This window comes from Neobacillus sp. DFD-2R, from assembly GCF_057747865.1.
This window is the reverse complement of sequence record NZ_CM173228.1, coordinates 460,603-480,193: the sequence shown is the minus strand read 5'-3', so window position 1 is coordinate 480,193 and position 19,591 is coordinate 460,603. Positions and strand designations below refer to the sequence as shown.

Sequence of the window (19,591 nt, the reverse complement as noted above, 5' to 3'; positions counted from 1 at the left end):
ATAATTTGTATGTACAAATGTAAAAATTCTTTAATGAACACAATATGTGTAATCAAAACTAGAAAAGAAAAAAGACAAAAGGAGACTTACTAATGAAAACTCTTGTAATTATCACCCACCCTAATTTGGAACAATCTCGGATTAACCGCACTTGGATGAAGGAATTGAAAAAACACGAAGAAATTACGATTCATACTCTTTATCAAGCGTATCCAGACGGGAAAATAAACGTAGCACACGAACAAAGCCTATTAGAATCACATGACCGTATTATTCTTCAATTTCCATTCTACTGGTACAGCACGCCTTCTTTGTTAAAACAATGGCAGGATGAAGTGCTCTCCTATGGCTGGGCATATGGCGAAGGCGGCGACAAGCTTCACGGTAAAGAACTAGGTCTTGCGATTTCAACTTTTGGACCAGAAGATTCCTATCAGCCTACTGGCTATAATCATTTTACCATGGAGACTTTAACAACTCCTTTACAACAGACTAGCAACCTCATAGGTACCCGTTTTATGCCGTTATTTGTGCTGAATGGTGTTATGCATGTCACAGATGAACAACTTGAAGAAATTGCAAAAGCATATGTAAATCACGTTCTTCAGCCATCCTTAATTGAAGCTTAATTAAAATATTTAAATAAAGGTATTTCTTCCACTGAAATACCTTTTAATGTTTTTTGTTTGCGTGTATAAACAATTGAAAGGTGATCAATATGAAAACATTAGTTATTGTAGCCCATCCAAACTTGGAACAATCGAAGGTAAATAGAACGTGGATGAACCGTCTTCAACAAGAAGAAAATGTTACGGTCCATAACTTATATGCACATTACCCAACATTTGAGATTGATGTGGAAAAAGAACAGCAGCTTCTATTGGAACATGATCGTATCGTTTTGCAATTCCCATTCTACTGGTACAGTTCACCCGCTTTGTTAAAACAATGGCAGGATTCGGTGCTTACTTACGGTTGGGCTTATGGGTCAGAAGGAACAAAATTGCGCGGCAAAGAGTTTATGTTAGTAATTTCAACAGGCGGACCTGGAGAAGCTTATCAAGCTGGCGGATACAATCACTTCAGCATAAGCGAGTTAACCAAACCATTTCAGGCAACAGCCAACTTGACCGGCATGCGGTTCTTGCCCACTTTTACGAAACAGGGAGTGCGCTTCTTAACGAACGAACAAGTCCTCGAAAGTGCTGAAGAGCTGGTATGTCATCTGAAAAATAACTATTAGAAAAGAGGTCTTGTAATGAATTATAAATTGTTAGGAAGAAGCGGCTTACGAGTATCTGAATTAGCTTTAGGTACAATGACGTTTGGGGAAGACTGGGGATTTGGCGCTTCTAAGGAAGAAAGCAAAAAAATCTTCAATGCTTTCGTTGAAGCTGGTGGGAATTTTATTGATACGGCTGTCAATTATACGAATGGAACAAGTGAAAAATATGTTGGGGAATTTATTCGTGAAAAGCGTGAACAGTTTGTCGTTGCGACTAAATATACACTGAACACTCGTCCACACGACCCAAATGGCGGCGGTAACCATCGAAAAAATCTCGTTCAATCCGTTGAAAAGAGCTTAAAACAGCTTCAGACCGATTATATTGATTTACTTTGGCTTCATGCTTGGGATTTTATGACACCGGTCGAAGAAGTGATGCGTGCACTTGACGATTTAGTTCGTTCCGGAATAATTCTTTATGTAGGAGTCTCGGATACACCTGCTTGGATTGTTTCACAAGCTAATATGCTGTCCACACTCCGTGGTTGGACTCCGTTTATCGGCTTGCAAGTGGAGTACAATTTGTTGCAGCGAACTCCAGAAAGAGATTTATTACCAATGGCACGCGCTTTAGATATTGGGGTTACTGCATGGGCACCAATGGCTGGCGGTGCACTAACGGGAAAATACAGTAATCCTTCATCTGAAAAAGGGAGATTATCTCCTCAAAGTGCACGCTTAAATGAACGCAACCGGGCTATTGCTGCAGTTGTGGAAGAAATCGCAAGAGAACTAGCAGTTCTCCCTGCCCAAGTTGCAATAAACTGGGTCCGTCAACAAGCTGGTACCGTCATTCCGCTAATTGGTGCAAAACGAGAAGAGCAAATGAAAGACAATCTTGGAAGTTTGGCTTTCCGTCTTTCAGAAACACATCTTACCCAATTAAATGAAGCTAGCAAAATTGACCTGGGATTTCCACATGATTTTCTTGCATCTGAATCTGTTTTAAATGCCATCCATGGAAAAACGTTTGAAAAGATTGAAAAAAAATAATATTGAATTGCTTGGAGATGGGGAGAAATCGATGAAGGGGAAAATTTGTTTAATTACTGGAGGCAACTCAGGGATTGGTAAAGCAACAGCCATAGAATTAGCTAAAAAAGGAGCAACAATTGTTCTATTATGCAGAAATGAGGAACGAGGCAAAAAAGCGCTTCAAGATATTATTAAAGAAACAGGTAATACCCAAGTAGATCTCCTTCTTGCTGATTTATCATCTCAGCGTTCAGTCAAACAAGCAGCTGATCAATTTTAAAAAAAGTATAACAAGTTAGATGTTTTAATCAATAATGCAGCAGTCTTCTTAGCAAAACGTTCTGAAACTGAAGATGGAATTGAAACCACGTTTGCTACAAACTATTTATCTCATTTCATACTTTCCCACCTCTTACTGGAGTCGCTTGAAGCGAGTGGTGAAGGAAGAATTATTAATGTAGCCTCCAAGCACAACGGAATTAAAATGAACTTTGATGACCTTATGACCAAACAAAATTATGCTTTTTTCAGAGCAGTAGGTCCTACTAAATTTGGTTTAATTTTATTTACTAAGGAATTTTCAAAGAGGCTTGATGGAAAGTGTGTTACCATTAACAGCCTGCATCCAGGAATTATCCGCTCTAATCTTATGCATGACATGCCTTGGATCCTGCGGACGATATTTAAAACGTTCTCTGCAAATCCGAAAAAAGGTGCGGTTACACCGGTCTATCTTGCTTCCTCCCCTGATGTAAGGGCTCCCAATGGGCTTTCTTAACTTGGGCAGTAGCACTAGTGTACATTCTGTCATTCTGTTCGTCTGGTAATCATACATTTTTCGACCCTTTTCACTCTATTCTATTGTTAATTAAACGTTTGTTTAGTTTTGGTATGAACCTTTGCCAATAAAAGAATTTTCTATCCTAGCATGTAAAAAGATTGTAGCCTGAGGTTTAAGAGTTTTTTTCTTAATCTTCAAAGATTAGTAAAAACCAGTTAATTTTACATTCTTCGACCCTTTTTCCTCTTTCCTCTTGTTAATTAAACGTTTGTTTAGTTTCGGTATGAAACTTTGCCATTAAAGGAATTTTCTATCCTAGCATGTAAAAAGATTGTCGCCTGAGGTTTAAGAGTTTTTTTCTTAATCTTCAAAGATTAGTAAAAACCTGTTAATATTACATTCTTCGACCCTTTTTCCTCTTTTCTTTTGTTAATCAAACGTTTGTTTAGTTTTGGTATGAACCCTTACTTATAAAGGACCTTTCCAACCTAGCAGCTAAAAAAATTGTCGAGATGGGATTCGTATTATTAGTCTATTGTATGTGAAACAGTATGTCTAACTGATAATGAAGAGAGTTTTATGTTTAAACTGTTCGGAAGTAAACCACTTAGAAGAAAAGGAAGATTGCTTGATTCACGAGGAATACATCAGGAATGATTAGCAGGGAAAACAAAAATAATCTGGAATACAATCAGCAAGATTACATCTAATAAACTTATGAACCTAATGTAACAAATATTTAAGTTTATTTGGTCCTTAACTTAAAATGAAATTACAAAATAAAATATTAACCTATGTATAAGCGCCGTACCTGCCTTTTACACTTTGTCATTTAAAATCAAATAGCTGAAGCTGATATTATTTCCTTCAAAAATTTGTTATAATAAAGTGTTTTTAACATTATTGAGGAGGAACATTATTTTTATGTCAGTCGAAATAGGCAGCAAGTTACAAGGTAAAGTAACAGGCATCACCAATTTTGGAGCATTCGTAGAATTACCGGATGGCTCAACAGGTCTTGTGCATATCAGTGAAGTAGCGGATAGCTATGTAAAAGACGTTAATGACCATCTTAAAGTAGGCGACCAGATTGAAGTAAAAGTGATTAGTATGAAAGACGGAAAAACGTCCTTGTCCATCAAAAAAGCTATAGATAAACCCGAAAGACAAACCTCTTCTTATTCACAACGTCCACCGCGTCCGGGAAGAGTTGATAGCCGTTCTAAAGACTTCCGTTCATTCAAACCAAAGGAAAATTTTGAAGATAAAATGGCTCGTTTTTTAAAGACAAGTGAAGAGAATTTATCCACGCTCAAACGTAACACTGGGGCAAAACAGGGAGGCCGAGGGGGAAGACGCGGATAACTTGCTGCGTTTTTTAATACTTCATCACATAGATAAAGGCAAGCCTGTATAATAATCCGGCTTGCCTTCTTTATTGTCACGCCAAGTGCTTTAGCTTATTAAGACAAACCTGTTGCAATACATTTTTTTAACGATTACCTTAGAAGTACTCTTTTTTGAATTTATAACTAATAATATATTCCAATTATTTAGCAATAAATAAAAAGACCTTAGGAATAACTCCGTAAGGCGAATGAAGAATATCTAGTTCTATTTATTTTTAATTGGATTTAATTGATTGCGGAGGCAGGATTTGAACCTGCGACCTTCGGGTTATGAGCCCGACGAGCTACCAGACTGCTCCACCCCGCGACGATAAAATAACAATTATTAAAATTAAATTTAAAACAGCCTGGCAACGTCCTACTCTCACAGGGACAAAGTCCCAACTACCATCGGCGCTGAGAAGCTTAACTTCCGTGTTCGGTATGGGAACGGGTGTGACCTTCTCGCCATTGCTGCCAGACTATTATTTGAGGTTTCATTCCCTCAAAACTGGATAATACAGAAGAAGTTTGGTAAAAACGAGTTCACCTTGTTCATATAAATATGACTTGGTTAAGTCCTCGAACGATTAGTATCAGTCAGCTCCACACGTCACCGTGCTTCCACCTCTGACCTATCAACCTGATCATCTTTCAGGGTTCTTACTAGCTTGACGCTATGGGAAATCTCATCTTGAGGGGGGCTTCATGCTTAGATGCTTTCAGCACTTATCCCGTCCGCACATAGCTACCCAGCGATGCCTTTGGCAAGACAACTGGTACACCAGCGGTGCGTCCATCCCGGTCCTCTCGTACTAAGGACAGCTCCTCTCAAATTTCCTGCGCCCACGACGGATAGGGACCGAACTGTCTCACGACGTTCTGAACCCAGCTCGCGTACCGCTTTAATGGGCGAACAGCCCAACCCTTGGGACCGACTACAGCCCCAGGATGCGATGAGCCGACATCGAGGTGCCAAACCTCCCCGTCGATGTGGACTCTTGGGGGAGATAAGCCTGTTATCCCCGGGGTAGCTTTTATCCGTTGAGCGATGGCCCTTCCATGCGGAACCACCGGATCACTAAGCCCGACTTTCGTCCCTGCTCGACTTGTAGGTCTCGCAGTCAAGCTCCCTTGTGCCTTTACACTCTACGAATGATTTCCAACCATTCTGAGGGAACCTTTGGGCGCCTCCGTTACTCTTTAGGAGGCGACCGCCCCAGTCAAACTGCCCACCTGACACTGTCTCCCACCCCGATCAGGGGTGCCGGTTAGAATTTCAATACAGCCAGGGTAGTATCCCACCGACGCCTCCACCGAAGCTAGCGCTCCGGCTTCTACGGCTCCTACCTATCCTGTACAAGCTGTACCAAAATTCAATATCAGGCTACAGTAAAGCTCCACGGGGTCTTTCCGTCCTGTCGCGGGTAACCTGCATCTTCACAGGTACTATAATTTCACCGAGTCTCTCGTTGAGACAGTGCCCAGATCGTTACGCCTTTCGTGCGGGTCGGAACTTACCCGACAAGGAATTTCGCTACCTTAGGACCGTTATAGTTACGGCCGCCGTTTACTGGGGCTTCGATTCAGAGCTTCGCTTGCGCTAACCCCTCCTCTTAACCTTCCAGCACCGGGCAGGCGTCAGCCCCTATACTTCGCCTTGCGGCTTCGCAGAGACCTGTGTTTTTGCTAAACAGTCGCCTGGGCCTATTCACTGCGGCTCTTCGAGGCTATTCACCCCAAAGAGCACCCCTTCTCCCGAAGTTACGGGGTCATTTTGCCGAGTTCCTTAACGAGAGTTCTCTCGCTCACCTTAGGATTCTCTCCTCGCCTACCTGTGTCGGTTTGCGGTACGGGCACCTTTTATCTCGCTAGAGGCTTTTCTTGGCAGTGTGGAATCAGGAACTTCGGTACTAAATTTCCCTCGCTGTCACAGCTCAGCCTTCACGCAAGCGGGATTTGCCTCACTTGCAGCCTAACTGCTTAGACGCGCATATCCAACAGCGCGCTTACCCTATCCTCCTGCGTCCCCCCGTTGCTCAAACGATAAAGAGGTGGTACAGGAATATCAACCTGTTGTCCATCGCCTACGCCTTTCGGCCTCGGCTTAGGTCCCGACTAACCCTGAGCGGACGAGCCTTCCTCAGGAAACCTTAGGCATTCGGTGGATGAGATTCTCACTCATCTTTCGCTACTCATACCGGCATTCTCACTTCTAAGCGCTCCACCAGTCCTTACGGTCTGACTTCAACGCCCTTAGAACGCTCTCCTACCACTGACATCGAAGATGTCAATCCACAGCTTCGGTGATACGTTTAGCCCCGGTACATTTTCGGCGCAGAGTCACTCGACCAGTGAGCTATTACGCACTCTTTAAATGGTGGCTGCTTCTAAGCCAACATCCTGGTTGTCTAAGCAACTCCACATCCTTTTCCACTTAACGTATACTTTGGGACCTTAGCTGGTGGTCTGGGCTGTTTCCCTTTTGACTACGGATCTTATCACTCGCAGTCTGACTCCCACGGATAAGTCTTTGGCATTCGGAGTTTGTCTGAATTCGGTAACCCGATGAGGGCCCCTAGTCCAAACAGTGCTCTACCTCCAAGACTCTTACTACGTGAGGCTAGCCCTAAAGCTATTTCGGAGAGAACCAGCTATCTCCAAGTTCGATTGGAATTTCTCCGCTACCCACACCTCATCCCCGCACTTTTCAACGTGCGTGGGTTCGGGCCTCCATCCAGTGTTACCTGGACTTCACCCTGGACATGGGTAGATCACCTGGTTTCGGGTCTACGACCACATACTCATTCGCCCTATTCAGACTCGCTTTCGCTGCGGCTCCGTCTCTTCAACTTAACCTTGCATGTAATCGTAACTCGCCGGTTCATTCTACAAAAGGCACGCCATCACCCATGAACGGGCTCTGACTACTTGTAGGCACACGGTTTCAGGAACTATTTCACTCCCCTTCCGGGGTGCTTTTCACCTTTCCCTCACGGTACTGGTTCACTATCGGTCACTAGGGAGTATTTAGCCTTGGGAGATGGTCCTCCCTGCTTCCGACCGGATTTCACGTGTCCGGCCGTACTCAGGATCCACTCAGGAGGGAACGAAGTTTCAACTACAGGGTTTTTACCTTCTATGACGGACCTTTCCAGATCGCTTCATCTACCCCGTTCCTTTGTAACTCCATGTTGAGTGTCCTACAACCCCAAGAGGCAAGCCTCTTGGTTTGGGCTATGTCCCGTTTCGCTCGCCGCTACTCAGGGAATCGCGTTTGCTTTCTCTTCCTCCGGGTACTTAGATGTTTCAGTTCCCCGGGTATGCCTTCCATACCCTATGTATTCAGGTAAAGATACTGTTCCATTACGAACAGCGGGTTTCCCCATTCGGAAATCTCCGGATCAAAGCTTACTTACAGCTCCCCGAAGCATATCGGTGTTAGTCCCGTCCTTCATCGGCTCCTAGTGCCAAGGCATTCACCGTGCGCCCTTTCTAACTTAACCTAAAAGGTTTATTTCTCTTACTTAATAAGAGAGAAAACTAAAATGGCAAGGAAAAATTGAACTGCATTTTTCCCTATAACTCGGTTCTTACTTTGACTTCTTCTTTACGATTATCCAGTTTTCAAAGAACGAATAAAAAAAGCTTCGAGAGAATTGCTCTCTCAAAACTAAACAAACAAAGAACGTGTTTCAAACAAACTGTTTTGTCCGGCTCATATGTCCGGCATATATCCTTAGAAAGGAGGTGATCCAGCCGCACCTTCCGATACGGCTACCTTGTTACGACTTCACCCCAATCATCTGTCCCACCTTAGGCGGCTGGCTCCTTACGGTTACCCCACCGACTTCGGGTGTTACAAACTCTCGTGGTGTGACGGGCGGTGTGTACAAGGCCCGGGAACGTATTCACCGCGGCATGCTGATCCGCGATTACTAGCGATTCCGGCTTCATGTAGGCGAGTTGCAGCCTACAATCCGAACTGAGAATGGTTTTATGGGATTGGCTCGACCTTGCGGTTTTGCAGCCCTTTGTACCATCCATTGTAGCACGTGTGTAGCCCAGGTCATAAGGGGCATGATGATTTGACGTCATCCCCACCTTCCTCCGGTTTGTCACCGGCAGTCACCTTAGAGTGCCCAACTGAATGCTGGCAACTAAGATCAAGGGTTGCGCTCGTTGCGGGACTTAACCCAACATCTCACGACACGAGCTGACGACAACCATGCACCACCTGTCACTCTGTCCCCCGAAGGGGAAAGCCCTATCTCTAGGGGTGTCAGAGGATGTCAAGACCTGGTAAGGTTCTTCGCGTTGCTTCGAATTAAACCACATGCTCCACCGCTTGTGCGGGCCCCCGTCAATTCCTTTGAGTTTCAGCCTTGCGGCCGTACTCCCCAGGCGGAGTGCTTAATGCGTTAGCTGCAGCACTAAAGGGCGGAAACCCTCTAACACTTAGCACTCATCGTTTACGGCGTGGACTACCAGGGTATCTAATCCTGTTTGCTCCCCACGCTTTCGCGCCTCAGCGTCAGTTACAGACCAGAAAGTCGCCTTCGCCACTGGTGTTCCTCCACATCTCTACGCATTTCACCGCTACACGTGGAATTCCACTTTCCTCTTCTGCACTCAAGTCCCCCAGTTTCCAATGACCCTCCACGGTTGAGCCGTGGGCTTTCACATCAGACTTAAAGGACCGCCTGCGCGCGCTTTACGCCCAATAATTCCGGACAACGCTTGCCACCTACGTATTACCGCGGCTGCTGGCACGTAGTTAGCCGTGGCTTTCTGGTTAGGTACCGTCAAGGTACCGGCAGTTACTCCGGTACTTGTTCTTCCCTAACAACAGAGCTTTACGACCCGAAGGCCTTCATCGCTCACGCGGCGTTGCTCCGTCAGACTTTCGTCCATTGCGGAAGATTCCCTACTGCTGCCTCCCGTAGGAGTCTGGGCCGTGTCTCAGTCCCAGTGTGGCCGATCACCCTCTCAGGTCGGCTACGCATCGTCGCCTTGGTGAGCCGTTACCTCACCAACTAGCTAATGCGCCGCGGGCCCATCTGTAAGTGACAGCCGAAACCGTCTTTCAGCTTTTCCTCATGTGAGGAAAAGGATTATCCGGTATTAGCTCCGGTTTCCCGAAGTTATCCCAGTCTTACAGGCAGGTTGCCCACGTGTTACTCACCCGTCCGCCGCTAACCTTCAGGAGCAAGCTCCTAAAGATTCGCTCGACTTGCATGTATTAGGCACGCCGCCAGCGTTCGTCCTGAGCCAGGATCAAACTCTCCATGAAAGTTGATTAGCTCATAAAAGTTACGTTGGCTAAAGTGAACTTATTTCGAAAGATTCACTAATAGTTTTTGTTTGTTTGCACGATTTTGTTTGTTTAGTTTTCAAAGAACAAATCTACTAATTAAAACAGCGACAAAAAATATCATATCACGTTTATTCATAAAAATCAATTAAAATTTACTTTTTTTAATAAATTTAATTTCAAATGATACATTTTTTGAAGCGATTTTTATATAATAACACTTATGGTGTTCTTGTGCAATATTTTTTTACCTTTTTTCACTTTTCGATTAGTAATTAGGATACTAACACCACTCACTAAGACATATAAAACTCGAAGGTAGTCAATCTTCTCTTCCTGTACATACTAAGGATCCTGAATACAGCTGTCCCTTTTTCTAAATAGGATATTTATTATTTTTCACTTTTTTATATTTACCTTTATTATTGTTAATAGCAACGGAACTGTAGTGAGTAACATAAGAATCAGAATTACAGCACTGACATAGTATTGAATATTAGGTCTATACTCATATTTACCAAATAGATAAAATGATACGATGAATAAGAAAAATAAAAACACCTCAAAAATTAATGTAATGCTAAAAAATAATACATAAGGAATAACAATCTCTTTGTGAGAAACATTTTTTAAAGTTAATCCTTCCCAACATAAATCACCTATTTTATTTGTTTTCCTCATTGGTACCACTCCTAGTAATCTCAACTTAAATGAATTGAGTCTATTAAAATATATAAGTGTTACAAATTTTCCAATAGTATTTGAGAAATCAGTTTTAATTATCTATTTATTTATATTCATATTGGTCTTATGTAAATATGTTAGTGGTACCTCTAATTCAAATAGGTATTAATACTAAACAATTAGTTTATAAACACTTCTTAAGTAGTATTTCTACATATATTATGTACCTCCTCTTAAATTTTGGAAAATTATAAATTTTATAATAATTAAAACCTATTCCCACCTTTCCCTATGGTTAAGACAATAAAATTAACACTTAAGTTAAGGGAACAAACGTTCTGTAATTATTTTAGGGTTGATTCCCATTACGCTGCCTTTTGGATGTTTGGACTATATCAGGCTTCTTTTTTTAGGAACAAAAAAAGCCCCATTAGGAGCTTTTCCTGTTTAATTCAACTTCCCCTCTACCATTTAGTACACAAAAGATGTGCCTACAATGATAAGTAGAATGAACAATACAACGATTAAAGCAAACGAACTTCCATGGCTCATGAATAACACCTCCAGCACTTATTTAGAGTGATCTTACTCACCCAAAATTAAAAAACCATACTGGAAAGAACAATAATTAAAAGGATGAACAATACTACGATTAAAACAAAAGTACTGCCTCCATAAAAGCCTCCGCCGTAGCTATAGCCAAATCTGCTACAGCCGCAGCCACATCCGAAACCAAAACCCATATTTTTCACCACCCATTGGATTATAAGAAGAAAAAACACAAAAAACACTTACAATATATATATTTCTTAAGACAAGGATGGATTGGACAATCATCATATGACTTGGACAAAATCAGCGATTTGCCTAAAATGCAAGAAACGTCTGCTTAATAAGGCAAACGTTCTTTGGAAGGTAGTGTTTTATGCAGATACTTTTAGTTTTGGTGGTAGTAATAACATATGTCCAAGATATTAAACTGAATGGACAAGTGCTGAATTAATAAAAAAAATTTTCTTAAAATAAGGCTTAACCCCAATGGTTATTCATTTGAACTGATGCATAAGCTAAAGTAGCCGAAAACCCACAGCCCAGCCGAACCACCATAGCCTTCCATTTCACATAAACCTTAATCGGAATAGTCTCAAACACAAAAAGCCCATCTCGGGGCTTTTTTTATTCTTAAGATAAGCGTAATTGTTTTTTGTTTAGAAACAGATCACTGCTCCGACGATAATTAACAAGATAAACAATACAACAATTAAAGCAAAACCGCTGCCGAATCCGACACCGCCTCCGTAACCAAAGCCACCACAACCACCAAATCCGCCGTATCCACCATATCCAAACATTTCAAAACCCTCCTTTTATACTTACTTTATACAAAATATGTTCATAAATTTTAGAGGGAAGGGCTATTTCACTAGGATTTTGCAAGGACAACCCATAACCTATACAAAATCTGGTTTTTGTAGAGAATTTTATTAAGATAGCTACAGCATTAACTTATTGCAATAGTAAAAAGGTGAATAAGTTTAAATAAGCCCTCCTCTTCTTTTTCAATTCGTTTTAAAATCCCGTTTTTATCCTTATAAATCCACTTTCCAGCCATTAAGCATTTTGGAAGGGACCATTTGCCGTGTCAAGTGTTCATCTTTTTCCTCGAATTATCTTTTAAATGGTTGTGTCAGCAACCGTCTGGCAGGCTCAATGCCTGAGTCATATGATCAAGAAAAAACGGATGTTTTTTATCCTTTCGTGAACCAACATCGGCGCTGATCCAGCCGATGTTGGTTCTGCTTCATTTTTACACTGATAAAATTATCGTATTTTTTGTGGGTTTATATTTTTCGTTCAATCCTTCAAAGAATGGTATGATATAGATTTTCTTCGGCTTTCAACCGTATTCAAATAAATGATATTCGTTTTCCTCTTTTAGACCTGCCTTTTCAATTGCTTGTTCCTTATCCTTATAAAAATCAGATACGATAATAGTTATGCTCTTGAAAACAAGTGAAATCCCCCTTTTTTCCTTATTCCTCCAATATTTCATGATTGTTGGTTTTGATGGTGGTAAAGGATTTTTCAAAAGCTTCTTTTGGCACTTTTTTTATTGTTTTCCGGCATACCGCTTCCGACAAGAAACTATAATATCTGTACGAGCTAAAATTTGGAAAAAGTGCAAGTGAATAAGGTTAATAAAAAGGGGGAAATCAATTGACCTGGTTTGTGTTACTCTATCTCTTTTCGTTAACAGGGATTATCTGGTTTGTCGCTTTAATTCGTCAATTTAGAAAGTTGAAATGGGAAGATGACTACATTCCCACTGAAAAATACCGAAATGCTAAAGTGTTTGAACTTATTTTGACCGTTTTGGTGATGTCCATGTTTTTTATGTCATGCTAACTCACTTTATATGGTTAGAATCGATAATTTTTATCGCATGTTTTGCCTGGTTGGTCGTTATCGTTTATCAATTAAGAAATTTGAAAAACGAAAGGGAACGAGTTCCGCTTCTTCAATATCGGAATGCTAAAGTGTTTGAGTTGTGTAATACCTTTTTGGTGACTTTAATATTAATTATTGTAATTTTAGATGGATACGGAATTAGATAATAGAGTTCTCAGTTACGCCGGAACGGTGTAAAAACTGGTCTTATAAGCGCCTAAGGGCGTTTTTTTAACCGGACACTAATAAATAGAATCCGACCGTCCGGTTATATTGTCCAGATAAGGCGTGCTTAACTGGACACTTTCGATAGAAATAAATTCTCCTTTTTTCCAGGAGAAAGTTTTTATCATTTCATTATTCAAATTAAGTGGACAAAAATGCGTAAATTTACTATTAGGGGTAAGTCCGAGGTAAATCCGAGATAAGTCCAAAAACGGCATGATAGATAGAAAAAAATGTAAAAAGGACTCAAATCCCCTTCATTTAAGCTGTTTTCAAGTTCTAACCCCAGCTTTCCATCTAAAGGTTGAGGTGTATCATAAACGGTAGTTATAGATATATAGATTTCAAGCAATGATTTGAAACATTAAAAAAGTTATTAAATCGTTCAAAATTAGTTCAAAATAAAAAATCTCAAAAACAATCATTTTTGAGATTCATAACACAGAAAAAATGTCACCCTTCAACATGCTGAAAGGTGGCTTTTTACTTCGAGAGACGAATATTCAAGAAACAGGTCTCCCGGTATTTGAGTATTGTCCTTTTCGCTGGCCAGCTTCAGGACACTCTCATTCTACCAAGAGGTTATTTTTTTGTTCAAATCTCATTTTTACACATTACAGGAATGCTGCCACGTTAAATAACGATAAAAAAGGACTGCCAAAACAAACCGGTTGTTGTGAAAGTAGTCGAGTAGAATGGAGCCTTTCTACCTTACGGTAGATTGTACTCCACCCCCTCACAGAACCGTGCTTGCACTATTAATGCACACGGCTCCTCCAGTAATCATTCACAGAATGTAGCTGATCTCTTTTCTTAAATCATATATATTAACCTTAACCCTGGGTGAAGGTAGTGAATATTTATTAAGAAAGAGTCTGAATTTATCCCAGGTAAATGATTTCCTTTGACTTCTTCTATTGAGCCATTTAAACAGTAAGTACCCGATTTTGTCTCTAAAGTTGTTTACATTTGGAGTATTATCTGTGATGCAGTAATAGTTGTAGTAACCTATAAGTGAACGTTTGAATCTATCCATAATTATATGAATATCTTTATTTCTATTTTTCTTTAACCATTCTTTGGATTCTTTGAGTTTAACTTGGACTTTCTTCCTGCTTGATTTCCGTTTTACCCGAAAGTTTTCTTGTTTACTTTTCCCACAATAGTGTGTAAAACCAAGGAAATCAAAGGTTTCAGGTTTACTATTCCCCTTCTGTTTTGCACCTTTATCCGCAAATTTTCCAAAGGAAATAATTTTCGTTTTATCTTCAGCTATTTCTAAGTTAAACTTCTTCAGTCTCAATTTTTAATGATTGAAAGAAATCTAGAGCCTCACTCTTATACTGAAAACAACAAACAAGGCAAGTAGACCACTGGAACCTCCCCAGTAGCCCCTCTCAGAACCGGACGTGAACCTCTCAGCTCATCCGGCTCCCATTATTCAGCCGTAGGCTTAATACCCATTTCCCAATGTTTAAAGAGCTTGGGATTCTGATTTGCAATTCTACCTAAGAAATATTCTGCTCTTTTCTTATGACGAGCCAACCTTTTGTATTTCTTCCTCGCCCACATTATTAAGGCTTTGTTAATATGCCTTAACGTTGAGTACATTTCGGATTTGTAGAACTTGCCATAGAAGTTAATCCAGCCTATGATTTTTGAGTTAAACATATTTGATAGGTCCGTAAGGTCCTTTTCCGCTTTCAGCTGAAGTTTCCAGTCCCTTACTTTTTGCCGAATTGATTTCTTTGCTTTGTTACTAATGGCGGGTGTAAAGTTTACAAAATGTTTTCCCCATCTGTTCTTTGACAGCCTTGGTCTGAACGTGTATCCTAGAAAATCAAATGCGATGTTTTCATGCTTCTCTTTCCTATCTGCATCCTGACAGTATACAATTCTTGTTTTTGTTGGATGTAGTTCAAGTTTACAGTCGTTCATTCTCTTGTTTAGAGATTTAAGCAGACCCTCTGCTTCAACTTCTGTCTTGCAATGGATGACTGCGTCATCTGCATATCTTGCGAACGGATTGTTTGGGTGTTTAATAGACATCCATTTATCAAATGTGTAATGTAGAAATACATTTGCCAAAACTGGACTTATGACCCCACCTTGCGGTGTACCAGATGTACGTTCCTTTATTCCATCTTTCATTTGAAAAGGTGCCTTCAACCATCTCTTGATGTATAACTTTACCCAATTAATTTGAGTATGCTTTTCAACTGCTCTCATTAGTAAGTCATGATCAATATTATCGAATAAGCCTTTAATATCGAACTCAAGAACCCAATTATATCTCCAACATCTTTTACGAGTAATCTCTATTGCTTGGATGGCACTTTTCTTAGGTCTATATCCATAAGAATCTTCATGAAAGAAGGGTTCTACTGATGGCTCGAAGTACAATTTCACAACCATCTGTGCAATTCTATCCGTTACTGTCGGGATTCCTAGTGTTCTAGTACCCCCAGCTTTCTTTGGTATATCCACTGCCTTAACTGCTGGTGGAAAATAACTTCCTGATGACATCCTATTCCATAGCTTATAGAGATTATCCTTTAGGTTCATTTCGAATTCCGCTATTGACTCTTCATCAATTCCTGCTGACCCCTTATTTGCTTTTACTCTAAGAAAGGCTTCATAGACTGCCTTTTTAGATATATGATACGGCTTTGTTTTATTCATGAGTTCCTCCCACTTTAATGGTTGACCTGTAAATAAAACTGAATAACATAACCCCTTTGCTCCATCTCCGTTAGGAGGTTTCATAGCTACTACGAGTTATTCCGCCCCTATACATGGCATTGGTACTCTGATTCTTGTGGGGCTTCCACTTGAAATCTCTCCCTTGGCATCCATGTCGTAGGTTCCCACGTTCCACACCCAAGCCTACATTAAGTTCACGCCGCCTTTATACCGGTCACCGAACGGACAGTTAACAGGTTTCCTCCGAACTTATCCTGAGTTAACGACTCCCTCTCAGTTTTGATGACACCTCTACGCTTTCGATACTTCTTCAGCGGTTCAATGGTTTTCGTCTCCTTAATATGTACCTGACAGAGTATCGCTCTGCCTTTTCCCTAACGCTCAATACCATAGCTTTTGACTATAGCACCTTAGGGTGGTTTGCAATCTCTACCTGTATAGCGATTGCGAGAGGCCTACTCTCATCTTGAGTGCAGCACAGCTTACTGGATGTGCCTTCAGGCACACTTCGCTTGCTTTCGTGGCACACAATCATCTGCGTATCTCACTATATATGCTTGTCCTTTGCACTGTTTTCTGACCCTTTTCTCAAACCAAAGGTCGAGGACATAATGCAGATATACATTGGCTAATATCGGAGATATTACTCCACCTTGCGGTGTCCCAGTATCTGTTTTGTACTTCTTACCTTCCTCCATATATCCACCTTTAAGAAACCTACCAATTATTCTTAATAAGTTAGGGTCAGCGATTCGCAGGTTTAAGAACTTCATCATCCATAAGTGGTCAACGTTGTCAAAGAAACCCTTAATATCTACATCTACTACATAATTTACTGACCTCTTTTCAATATAATAGTTCAGTATTTTCAGAGCATCGTGGCAGTTACGATTTGGACGGAATCCAAAAGAGCAGTCTAGAAAATCATTTTCATAGACAGTATTTAATATCTTTGTAATGCCTCTTTGAACAATCTTATCTTCGTGTTCCGGTATTCCCAGTGGTCTTTTCTTGTTTGAATTGAGCTTTGGAATATACATTCTCCTTACTGGAACAGGACGATAACTTTTGCTTTTAAGCCTACTTACTAAATCTTCTATATTCTCTTTTAGATTTTCACTGTATTGTTCTTTAGTTGTACCGTTAATCCCAGTTGCCTTCTTATTGGGTAGCTCAATATGACTTTGAGCGAGTGAATGCTCATTTAGTAAATGTGCAAGAGATGTAAATTTCATTTTAGGGTCAGCTTTTGCTAATTCTGCTATCCTTAGTAGTTTTGTCTCCATTTATTATTTCTACCTCAGTGTGTAGTAAATGTGTCCCTAGTAAGGGTGATAAACTGGTAGCTAGCCTTTCCTCCATCGGCATTACCCAACTTCATTGGTACTACGCTGCTATCCGACTCCCTAGCATCGGCATTTGGTTTCCTTGCTTGTTATCGCTTGTAGACCATACTCTTCTATAATAGAAAAGACCGGTAGGGTCTCCCGAGTTGCCATATCATATCAATGTATAACGTGCCAAGGTCTCGGACTCCAGAGAGGTTTTATCGTTCTTGCCTTTAACGAAAGATAAAATGTAGCTTTCTGCTGTGCTTAAGGCATCAGCCCTCTCGATTTACTAACATTATGGAGCTCAATCCCTTCAACCATTTGGCTTTCGGCCCGCTACCTAACTGTCTACGCTTAAAGACTAAAGTTACCTTTAGTCCTCCAAGACTCGCTACGAGCGAATGGCTAGTTCTTACTCGACGGGAATCCCACCCGCTATATGATACGACCTAGGCTCGGCCGCACAAGCACCCGTTAGTTTAAGTGAAATATTTCACAATATCTCATACGCAAGAGGTAATTTTATGCTCAATATAAGCATAAAACGGAAAAACATCCAAACTGGTTCATTTGGTGCTTTTTTTACAATCTTAGACGGACACTATTAGATGTTCGCTGAGAGTAATTATTTTTCAGTTGCTGTATTCCCCATTGCAATAGAAATTCTATTCCAACTGTTGATTTGATTAATTATCATTACAAGGTCAACATATTGTCTCTCGTCAAAATGTTCACGTACTCGTTGATAAAGCTCATCTGGCACACGTTTTGTCGGGATTAAAGTTACGTATTCTGTCAACTCAAGAGCTATTTTTTCTGCATCTGTGTAAAATGTGCACTCTCTCCAAGCACTAATACAATACAAACGTTGTTCCGTTTCTCCCATTTTTCTAGCATCAGCCGTATGCATGTTAAGACAATATGCACAACCATTTATTTGAGAAGCCCGAATTTTTATAAGTTCACGAAGTTTACGGTCTATACCTGTTGTTTTCGTATACTTCTCCATTTCCATCATTATTTTAAGTGCTTCAGGTGCTACATTGTAATAATCAACTCGTTGTTCCAATTTAATTACCTCCTTATATTTCTTTTCTTTGCCTTTAAGACTGTATTAATTTAGGTGCTAATCTTGAAGCAGCTTCTTCCACTTCTTTATATGCTTTTTCTAATACCTCATTTGGCTTTAATAAATTAGTTCCTTGTGCACGAATGATTTGATAATCTTCAATCCCAAGGAAATTAAACATTGATTTCAGGTATTTGTGAGAGTATTCAACTTCTGTATACCAATCATTATTTGTATAGATTCCTCCACTTGCTTGGATAACAATCAATCTTCGACCGTCTTTAAGTAGACCCACTGATCCATTTTCAGTATATTTAAACGTTTCACGTGCGATCATGATATTATCCATATAATCTTTTAACTTTGATGGAATATTAAAATTATGCAAAGGTAAAGTGATGACATATGTATTTGCACTTTTAAATTGTTGCAAGATCACGGACATACGATCTGTTACTTTTTGTTCTTCGAAGGTTAGTTCTTCTTCTTTTCGTTGTTTTTCCCATGCACTTAAAACCGTTTGATCTACCATAGGCACAACGTCACTGTACAGGTTAATCTGTTCAATTACTTCGCTGCCAGGAATTAATTCTTTATAAGCCTTCAAAAAGTGGTTAAAAACCTGCAAGCTAACTGAAGAAGTATCATCTATTTTTGGATGTGCGTTAATAATAAGTGTTTTGTTCATTTGTATTTCTCCTTTAATATGAATTTAGGGTGATAATTAAAGACTAAGTTAATCGTCGATTAACATTGTCTATAATATACACTACAATTATTTTTGTCAAAAGAATATGATTTTACCCAAAAGAGATTTCTTTTATTTGACTAACACTCTAAATATTCCTAAGATACAATTTGATAATCCTTTTTCAAAAGTAGGTGAGTTTTATGCAATATAGTGTCGGAGTTGAATATGCTTTACATTGTCTGGTTTATTTAATTAATGTTCCTTCCAACGATAGTATTGGGATAAAGGATTTGGCAGAATTTCAAGGACTTCCTGAGACATTTCTTTCAAAAGTTTTCGGTAAATTATCTAAGGCTGGCATTGTAAGTTCTGTTCCTGGCGTAAAGGGAGGATATAGGTTATCTAAGTCCCCAGAAGATATTTCCTTCTGGGATGTAATTGAAGCAATTGAAGGACCTAAGCCTATTTTTCAATGTAAAAATATTAAAGATAATGGTTATTTGTATAGAGAAAACTGCTGTACAGCTCCATCCTTTTGCACCATCAATTTAGTTATGCTATCTGCGGAAGAAAAAATGCGTGATGAATTACGTAGTATAACACTGTCATGGTTAAATGAAGAACTTGATCGTGTCTTACCCAAACAAATACGTGAAGATACTCGGAAATATTTTTCAAAGAGCAACATATAAAA

The 19,591-nt window shown here is 40.1% G+C and carries 16 protein-coding genes, 1 tRNA gene, 3 rRNA genes and 1 pseudogene; 7 read left to right on the top strand and 14 right to left on the bottom strand.

Going from position 1 to position 19,591, the window contains the following annotated elements; genetic code table 11:
• Positions 1–92: 92 nt before the first annotated feature.
• The 5 genes and pseudogenes from AC3ANV_RS02325 to AC3ANV_RS02305 all read left to right on the top strand — a co-directional run bounded on the left by AC3ANV_RS02325 (position 93) and on the right by AC3ANV_RS02305 (position 4,409).
• Entirely contained in the window at positions 93–629 is a 537-nt protein-coding gene (locus tag AC3ANV_RS02325) for an NAD(P)H-dependent oxidoreductase (protein ID WP_488312076.1), read from the top strand.
• A gap of 89 nt (positions 630–718) precedes the next feature.
• The gene (locus AC3ANV_RS02320; protein ID WP_488312075.1) at positions 719–1,243 is read left to right on the top strand and encodes an NAD(P)H-dependent oxidoreductase; all 525 of its coding nucleotides are present in this window, start codon (positions 719–721) and stop codon (positions 1,241–1,243) included.
• Positions 1,244–1,258: 15 nt separating this feature from the next.
• Positions 1,259–2,281 carry an aldo/keto reductase gene (locus AC3ANV_RS02315; protein ID WP_488312074.1) on the top strand — a complete coding sequence of 341 codons (1,023 nt, stop codon included), beginning with the start codon at positions 1,259–1,261 and terminating at the stop codon, positions 2,279–2,281.
• A pseudogene (locus AC3ANV_RS02310) lies at positions 2,238–3,041 on the top strand (SDR family oxidoreductase). The gene AC3ANV_RS02315 and the pseudogene AC3ANV_RS02310 overlap by 44 nt, the downstream one beginning before the upstream one ends.
• Positions 3,042–3,968: 927 nt before the next feature.
• Positions 3,969–4,409: a S1 domain-containing RNA-binding protein gene (locus AC3ANV_RS02305; RefSeq protein ID WP_488312073.1), complete on the top strand. Its 441-nt coding sequence runs from the start codon at positions 3,969–3,971 to the stop codon at positions 4,407–4,409.
• Between the two features lie 277 nt (positions 4,410–4,686).
• On the opposite strand, the gene AC3ANV_RS02300 is transcribed toward AC3ANV_RS02305, so the two are convergent.
• From AC3ANV_RS02300 to AC3ANV_RS02260, 9 genes are all read right to left on the bottom strand, one after another.
• Positions 4,687–4,760: transfer RNA gene (locus tag AC3ANV_RS02300), tRNA-Met, on the bottom strand.
• A gap of 38 nt (positions 4,761–4,798) precedes the next feature.
• Positions 4,799–4,914 (bottom strand): 5S ribosomal RNA (gene rrf / locus AC3ANV_RS02295).
• An 88-nt stretch (positions 4,915–5,002) separates the two neighbouring features.
• Positions 5,003–7,938 (bottom strand): 23S ribosomal RNA (locus AC3ANV_RS02290).
• A gap of 237 nt (positions 7,939–8,175) precedes the next feature.
• Positions 8,176–9,725 (bottom strand): 16S ribosomal RNA (locus AC3ANV_RS02285).
• The 16S, 23S and 5S rRNA genes sit together here with 1 tRNA gene alongside, the layout of an rRNA operon.
• Positions 9,726–10,145: 420 nt before the next feature.
• A complete protein-coding gene (locus AC3ANV_RS02280) occupies positions 10,146–10,427 on the bottom strand; it encodes a hypothetical protein (RefSeq protein ID WP_488312072.1) in 282 nt (93 codons plus the stop codon).
• Between the two features lie 474 nt (positions 10,428–10,901).
• Positions 10,902–10,982, bottom strand: coding sequence for a YjcZ family sporulation protein (locus AC3ANV_RS02275; RefSeq protein WP_488314111.1), 81 nt, complete (start codon positions 10,980–10,982; stop codon positions 10,902–10,904).
• Positions 10,983–11,029: 47 nt separating this feature from the next.
• Positions 11,030–11,173, bottom strand: a complete 144-nt coding sequence (locus tag AC3ANV_RS02270) for a YjcZ family sporulation protein (protein WP_488312071.1) — start codon at positions 11,171–11,173, stop codon at positions 11,030–11,032.
• A 286-nt stretch (positions 11,174–11,459) separates the two neighbouring features.
• Positions 11,460–11,582 (bottom strand): hypothetical protein, encoded by a 123-nt coding sequence (locus tag AC3ANV_RS02265; protein ID WP_488312070.1) that lies wholly within the window; start codon positions 11,580–11,582, stop codon positions 11,460–11,462.
• A gap of 56 nt (positions 11,583–11,638) precedes the next feature.
• Positions 11,639–11,782: a YjcZ family sporulation protein gene (locus tag AC3ANV_RS02260; RefSeq protein WP_488312069.1), complete on the bottom strand. Its 144-nt coding sequence runs from the start codon at positions 11,780–11,782 to the stop codon at positions 11,639–11,641.
• An 865-nt stretch (positions 11,783–12,647) separates the two neighbouring features.
• On the opposite strand from AC3ANV_RS02260, the gene AC3ANV_RS02255 reads away from it, so the two are divergent.
• Entirely contained in the window at positions 12,648–12,836 is a 189-nt protein-coding gene (locus AC3ANV_RS02255; protein ID WP_488312068.1) for a hypothetical protein, read from the top strand.
• A gap of 1,054 nt (positions 12,837–13,890) precedes the next feature.
• Here the strand turns inward: AC3ANV_RS02255 and AC3ANV_RS02250 are convergent.
• From AC3ANV_RS02250 to AC3ANV_RS02230, 5 genes are all read right to left on the bottom strand, one after another.
• The gene (locus AC3ANV_RS02250) at positions 13,891–14,406 is read right to left on the bottom strand and encodes a group II intron maturase-specific domain-containing protein (RefSeq protein ID WP_488312067.1); all 516 of its coding nucleotides are present in this window, start codon (positions 14,404–14,406) and stop codon (positions 13,891–13,893) included.
• Between the two features lie 134 nt (positions 14,407–14,540).
• Entirely contained in the window at positions 14,541–15,785 is a 1,245-nt protein-coding gene (ltrA, locus tag AC3ANV_RS02245; RefSeq protein ID WP_488312066.1) for a group II intron reverse transcriptase/maturase, read from the bottom strand.
• Positions 15,786–16,303: 518 nt separating this feature from the next.
• On the bottom strand, positions 16,304–17,092 hold the full coding sequence (locus tag AC3ANV_RS02240) for a reverse transcriptase domain-containing protein (RefSeq protein WP_488312065.1): 789 nt from the start codon (positions 17,090–17,092) through the stop codon (positions 16,304–16,306).
• Positions 17,093–17,762: 670 nt separating this feature from the next.
• Entirely contained in the window at positions 17,763–18,206 is a 444-nt protein-coding gene (locus tag AC3ANV_RS02235; RefSeq protein WP_488312064.1) for a carboxymuconolactone decarboxylase family protein, read from the bottom strand.
• 34 nt (positions 18,207–18,240) lie between these two features.
• Positions 18,241–18,894, bottom strand: coding sequence for an FMN-dependent NADH-azoreductase (locus AC3ANV_RS02230; RefSeq protein WP_488312063.1), 654 nt, complete (start codon positions 18,892–18,894; stop codon positions 18,241–18,243).
• Positions 18,895–19,097: 203 nt separating this feature from the next.
• Here AC3ANV_RS02230 and AC3ANV_RS02225 point away from each other — a divergent pair, with 203 nt between their 5' ends.
• Positions 19,098–19,589, top strand: a complete 492-nt coding sequence (locus tag AC3ANV_RS02225; protein ID WP_488312062.1) for an RrF2 family transcriptional regulator — start codon at positions 19,098–19,100, stop codon at positions 19,587–19,589.
• Positions 19,590–19,591: the final 2 nt, after the last annotated feature.

Bases quoted from the DNA above. Each gene is read 5' to 3' on its own strand.
- AC3ANV_RS02325 (WP_488312076.1), top strand. From the start codon at position 93: ATGAAAACTCTTGTAATTATCACCCACCCTAATTTGGAACAATCTCGG.
- AC3ANV_RS02320 (WP_488312075.1), top strand. From the start codon at position 719: ATGAAAACATTAGTTATTGTAGCCCATCCAAACTTGGAACAATCGAAG.
- AC3ANV_RS02315 (WP_488312074.1), top strand. From the start codon at position 1,259: ATGAATTATAAATTGTTAGGAAGAAGCGGCTTACGAGTATCTGAATTA.
- AC3ANV_RS02305 (WP_488312073.1), top strand. From the start codon at position 3,969: ATGTCAGTCGAAATAGGCAGCAAGTTACAAGGTAAAGTAACAGGCATC.
- AC3ANV_RS02280 (WP_488312072.1), bottom strand. From the start codon at position 10,427: ATGAGGAAAACAAATAAAATAGGTGATTTATGTTGGGAAGGATTAACT.
- AC3ANV_RS02275 (WP_488314111.1), bottom strand. From the start codon at position 10,982: ATGAGCCATGGAAGTTCGTTTGCTTTAATCGTTGTATTGTTCATTCTA.
- AC3ANV_RS02270 (WP_488312071.1), bottom strand. From the start codon at position 11,173: ATGGGTTTTGGTTTCGGATGTGGCTGCGGCTGTAGCAGATTTGGCTAT.
- AC3ANV_RS02260 (WP_488312069.1), bottom strand. From the start codon at position 11,782: ATGTTTGGATATGGTGGATACGGCGGATTTGGTGGTTGTGGTGGCTTT.
- ltrA (WP_488312066.1), bottom strand. From the start codon at position 15,785: ATGAATAAAACAAAGCCGTATCATATATCTAAAAAGGCAGTCTATGAA.
- AC3ANV_RS02240 (WP_488312065.1), bottom strand. From the start codon at position 17,092: ATGGAGACAAAACTACTAAGGATAGCAGAATTAGCAAAAGCTGACCCT.
- AC3ANV_RS02230 (WP_488312063.1), bottom strand. From the start codon at position 18,894: ATGAACAAAACACTTATTATTAACGCACATCCAAAAATAGATGATACT.
- AC3ANV_RS02225 (WP_488312062.1), top strand. From the start codon at position 19,098: ATGCAATATAGTGTCGGAGTTGAATATGCTTTACATTGTCTGGTTTAT.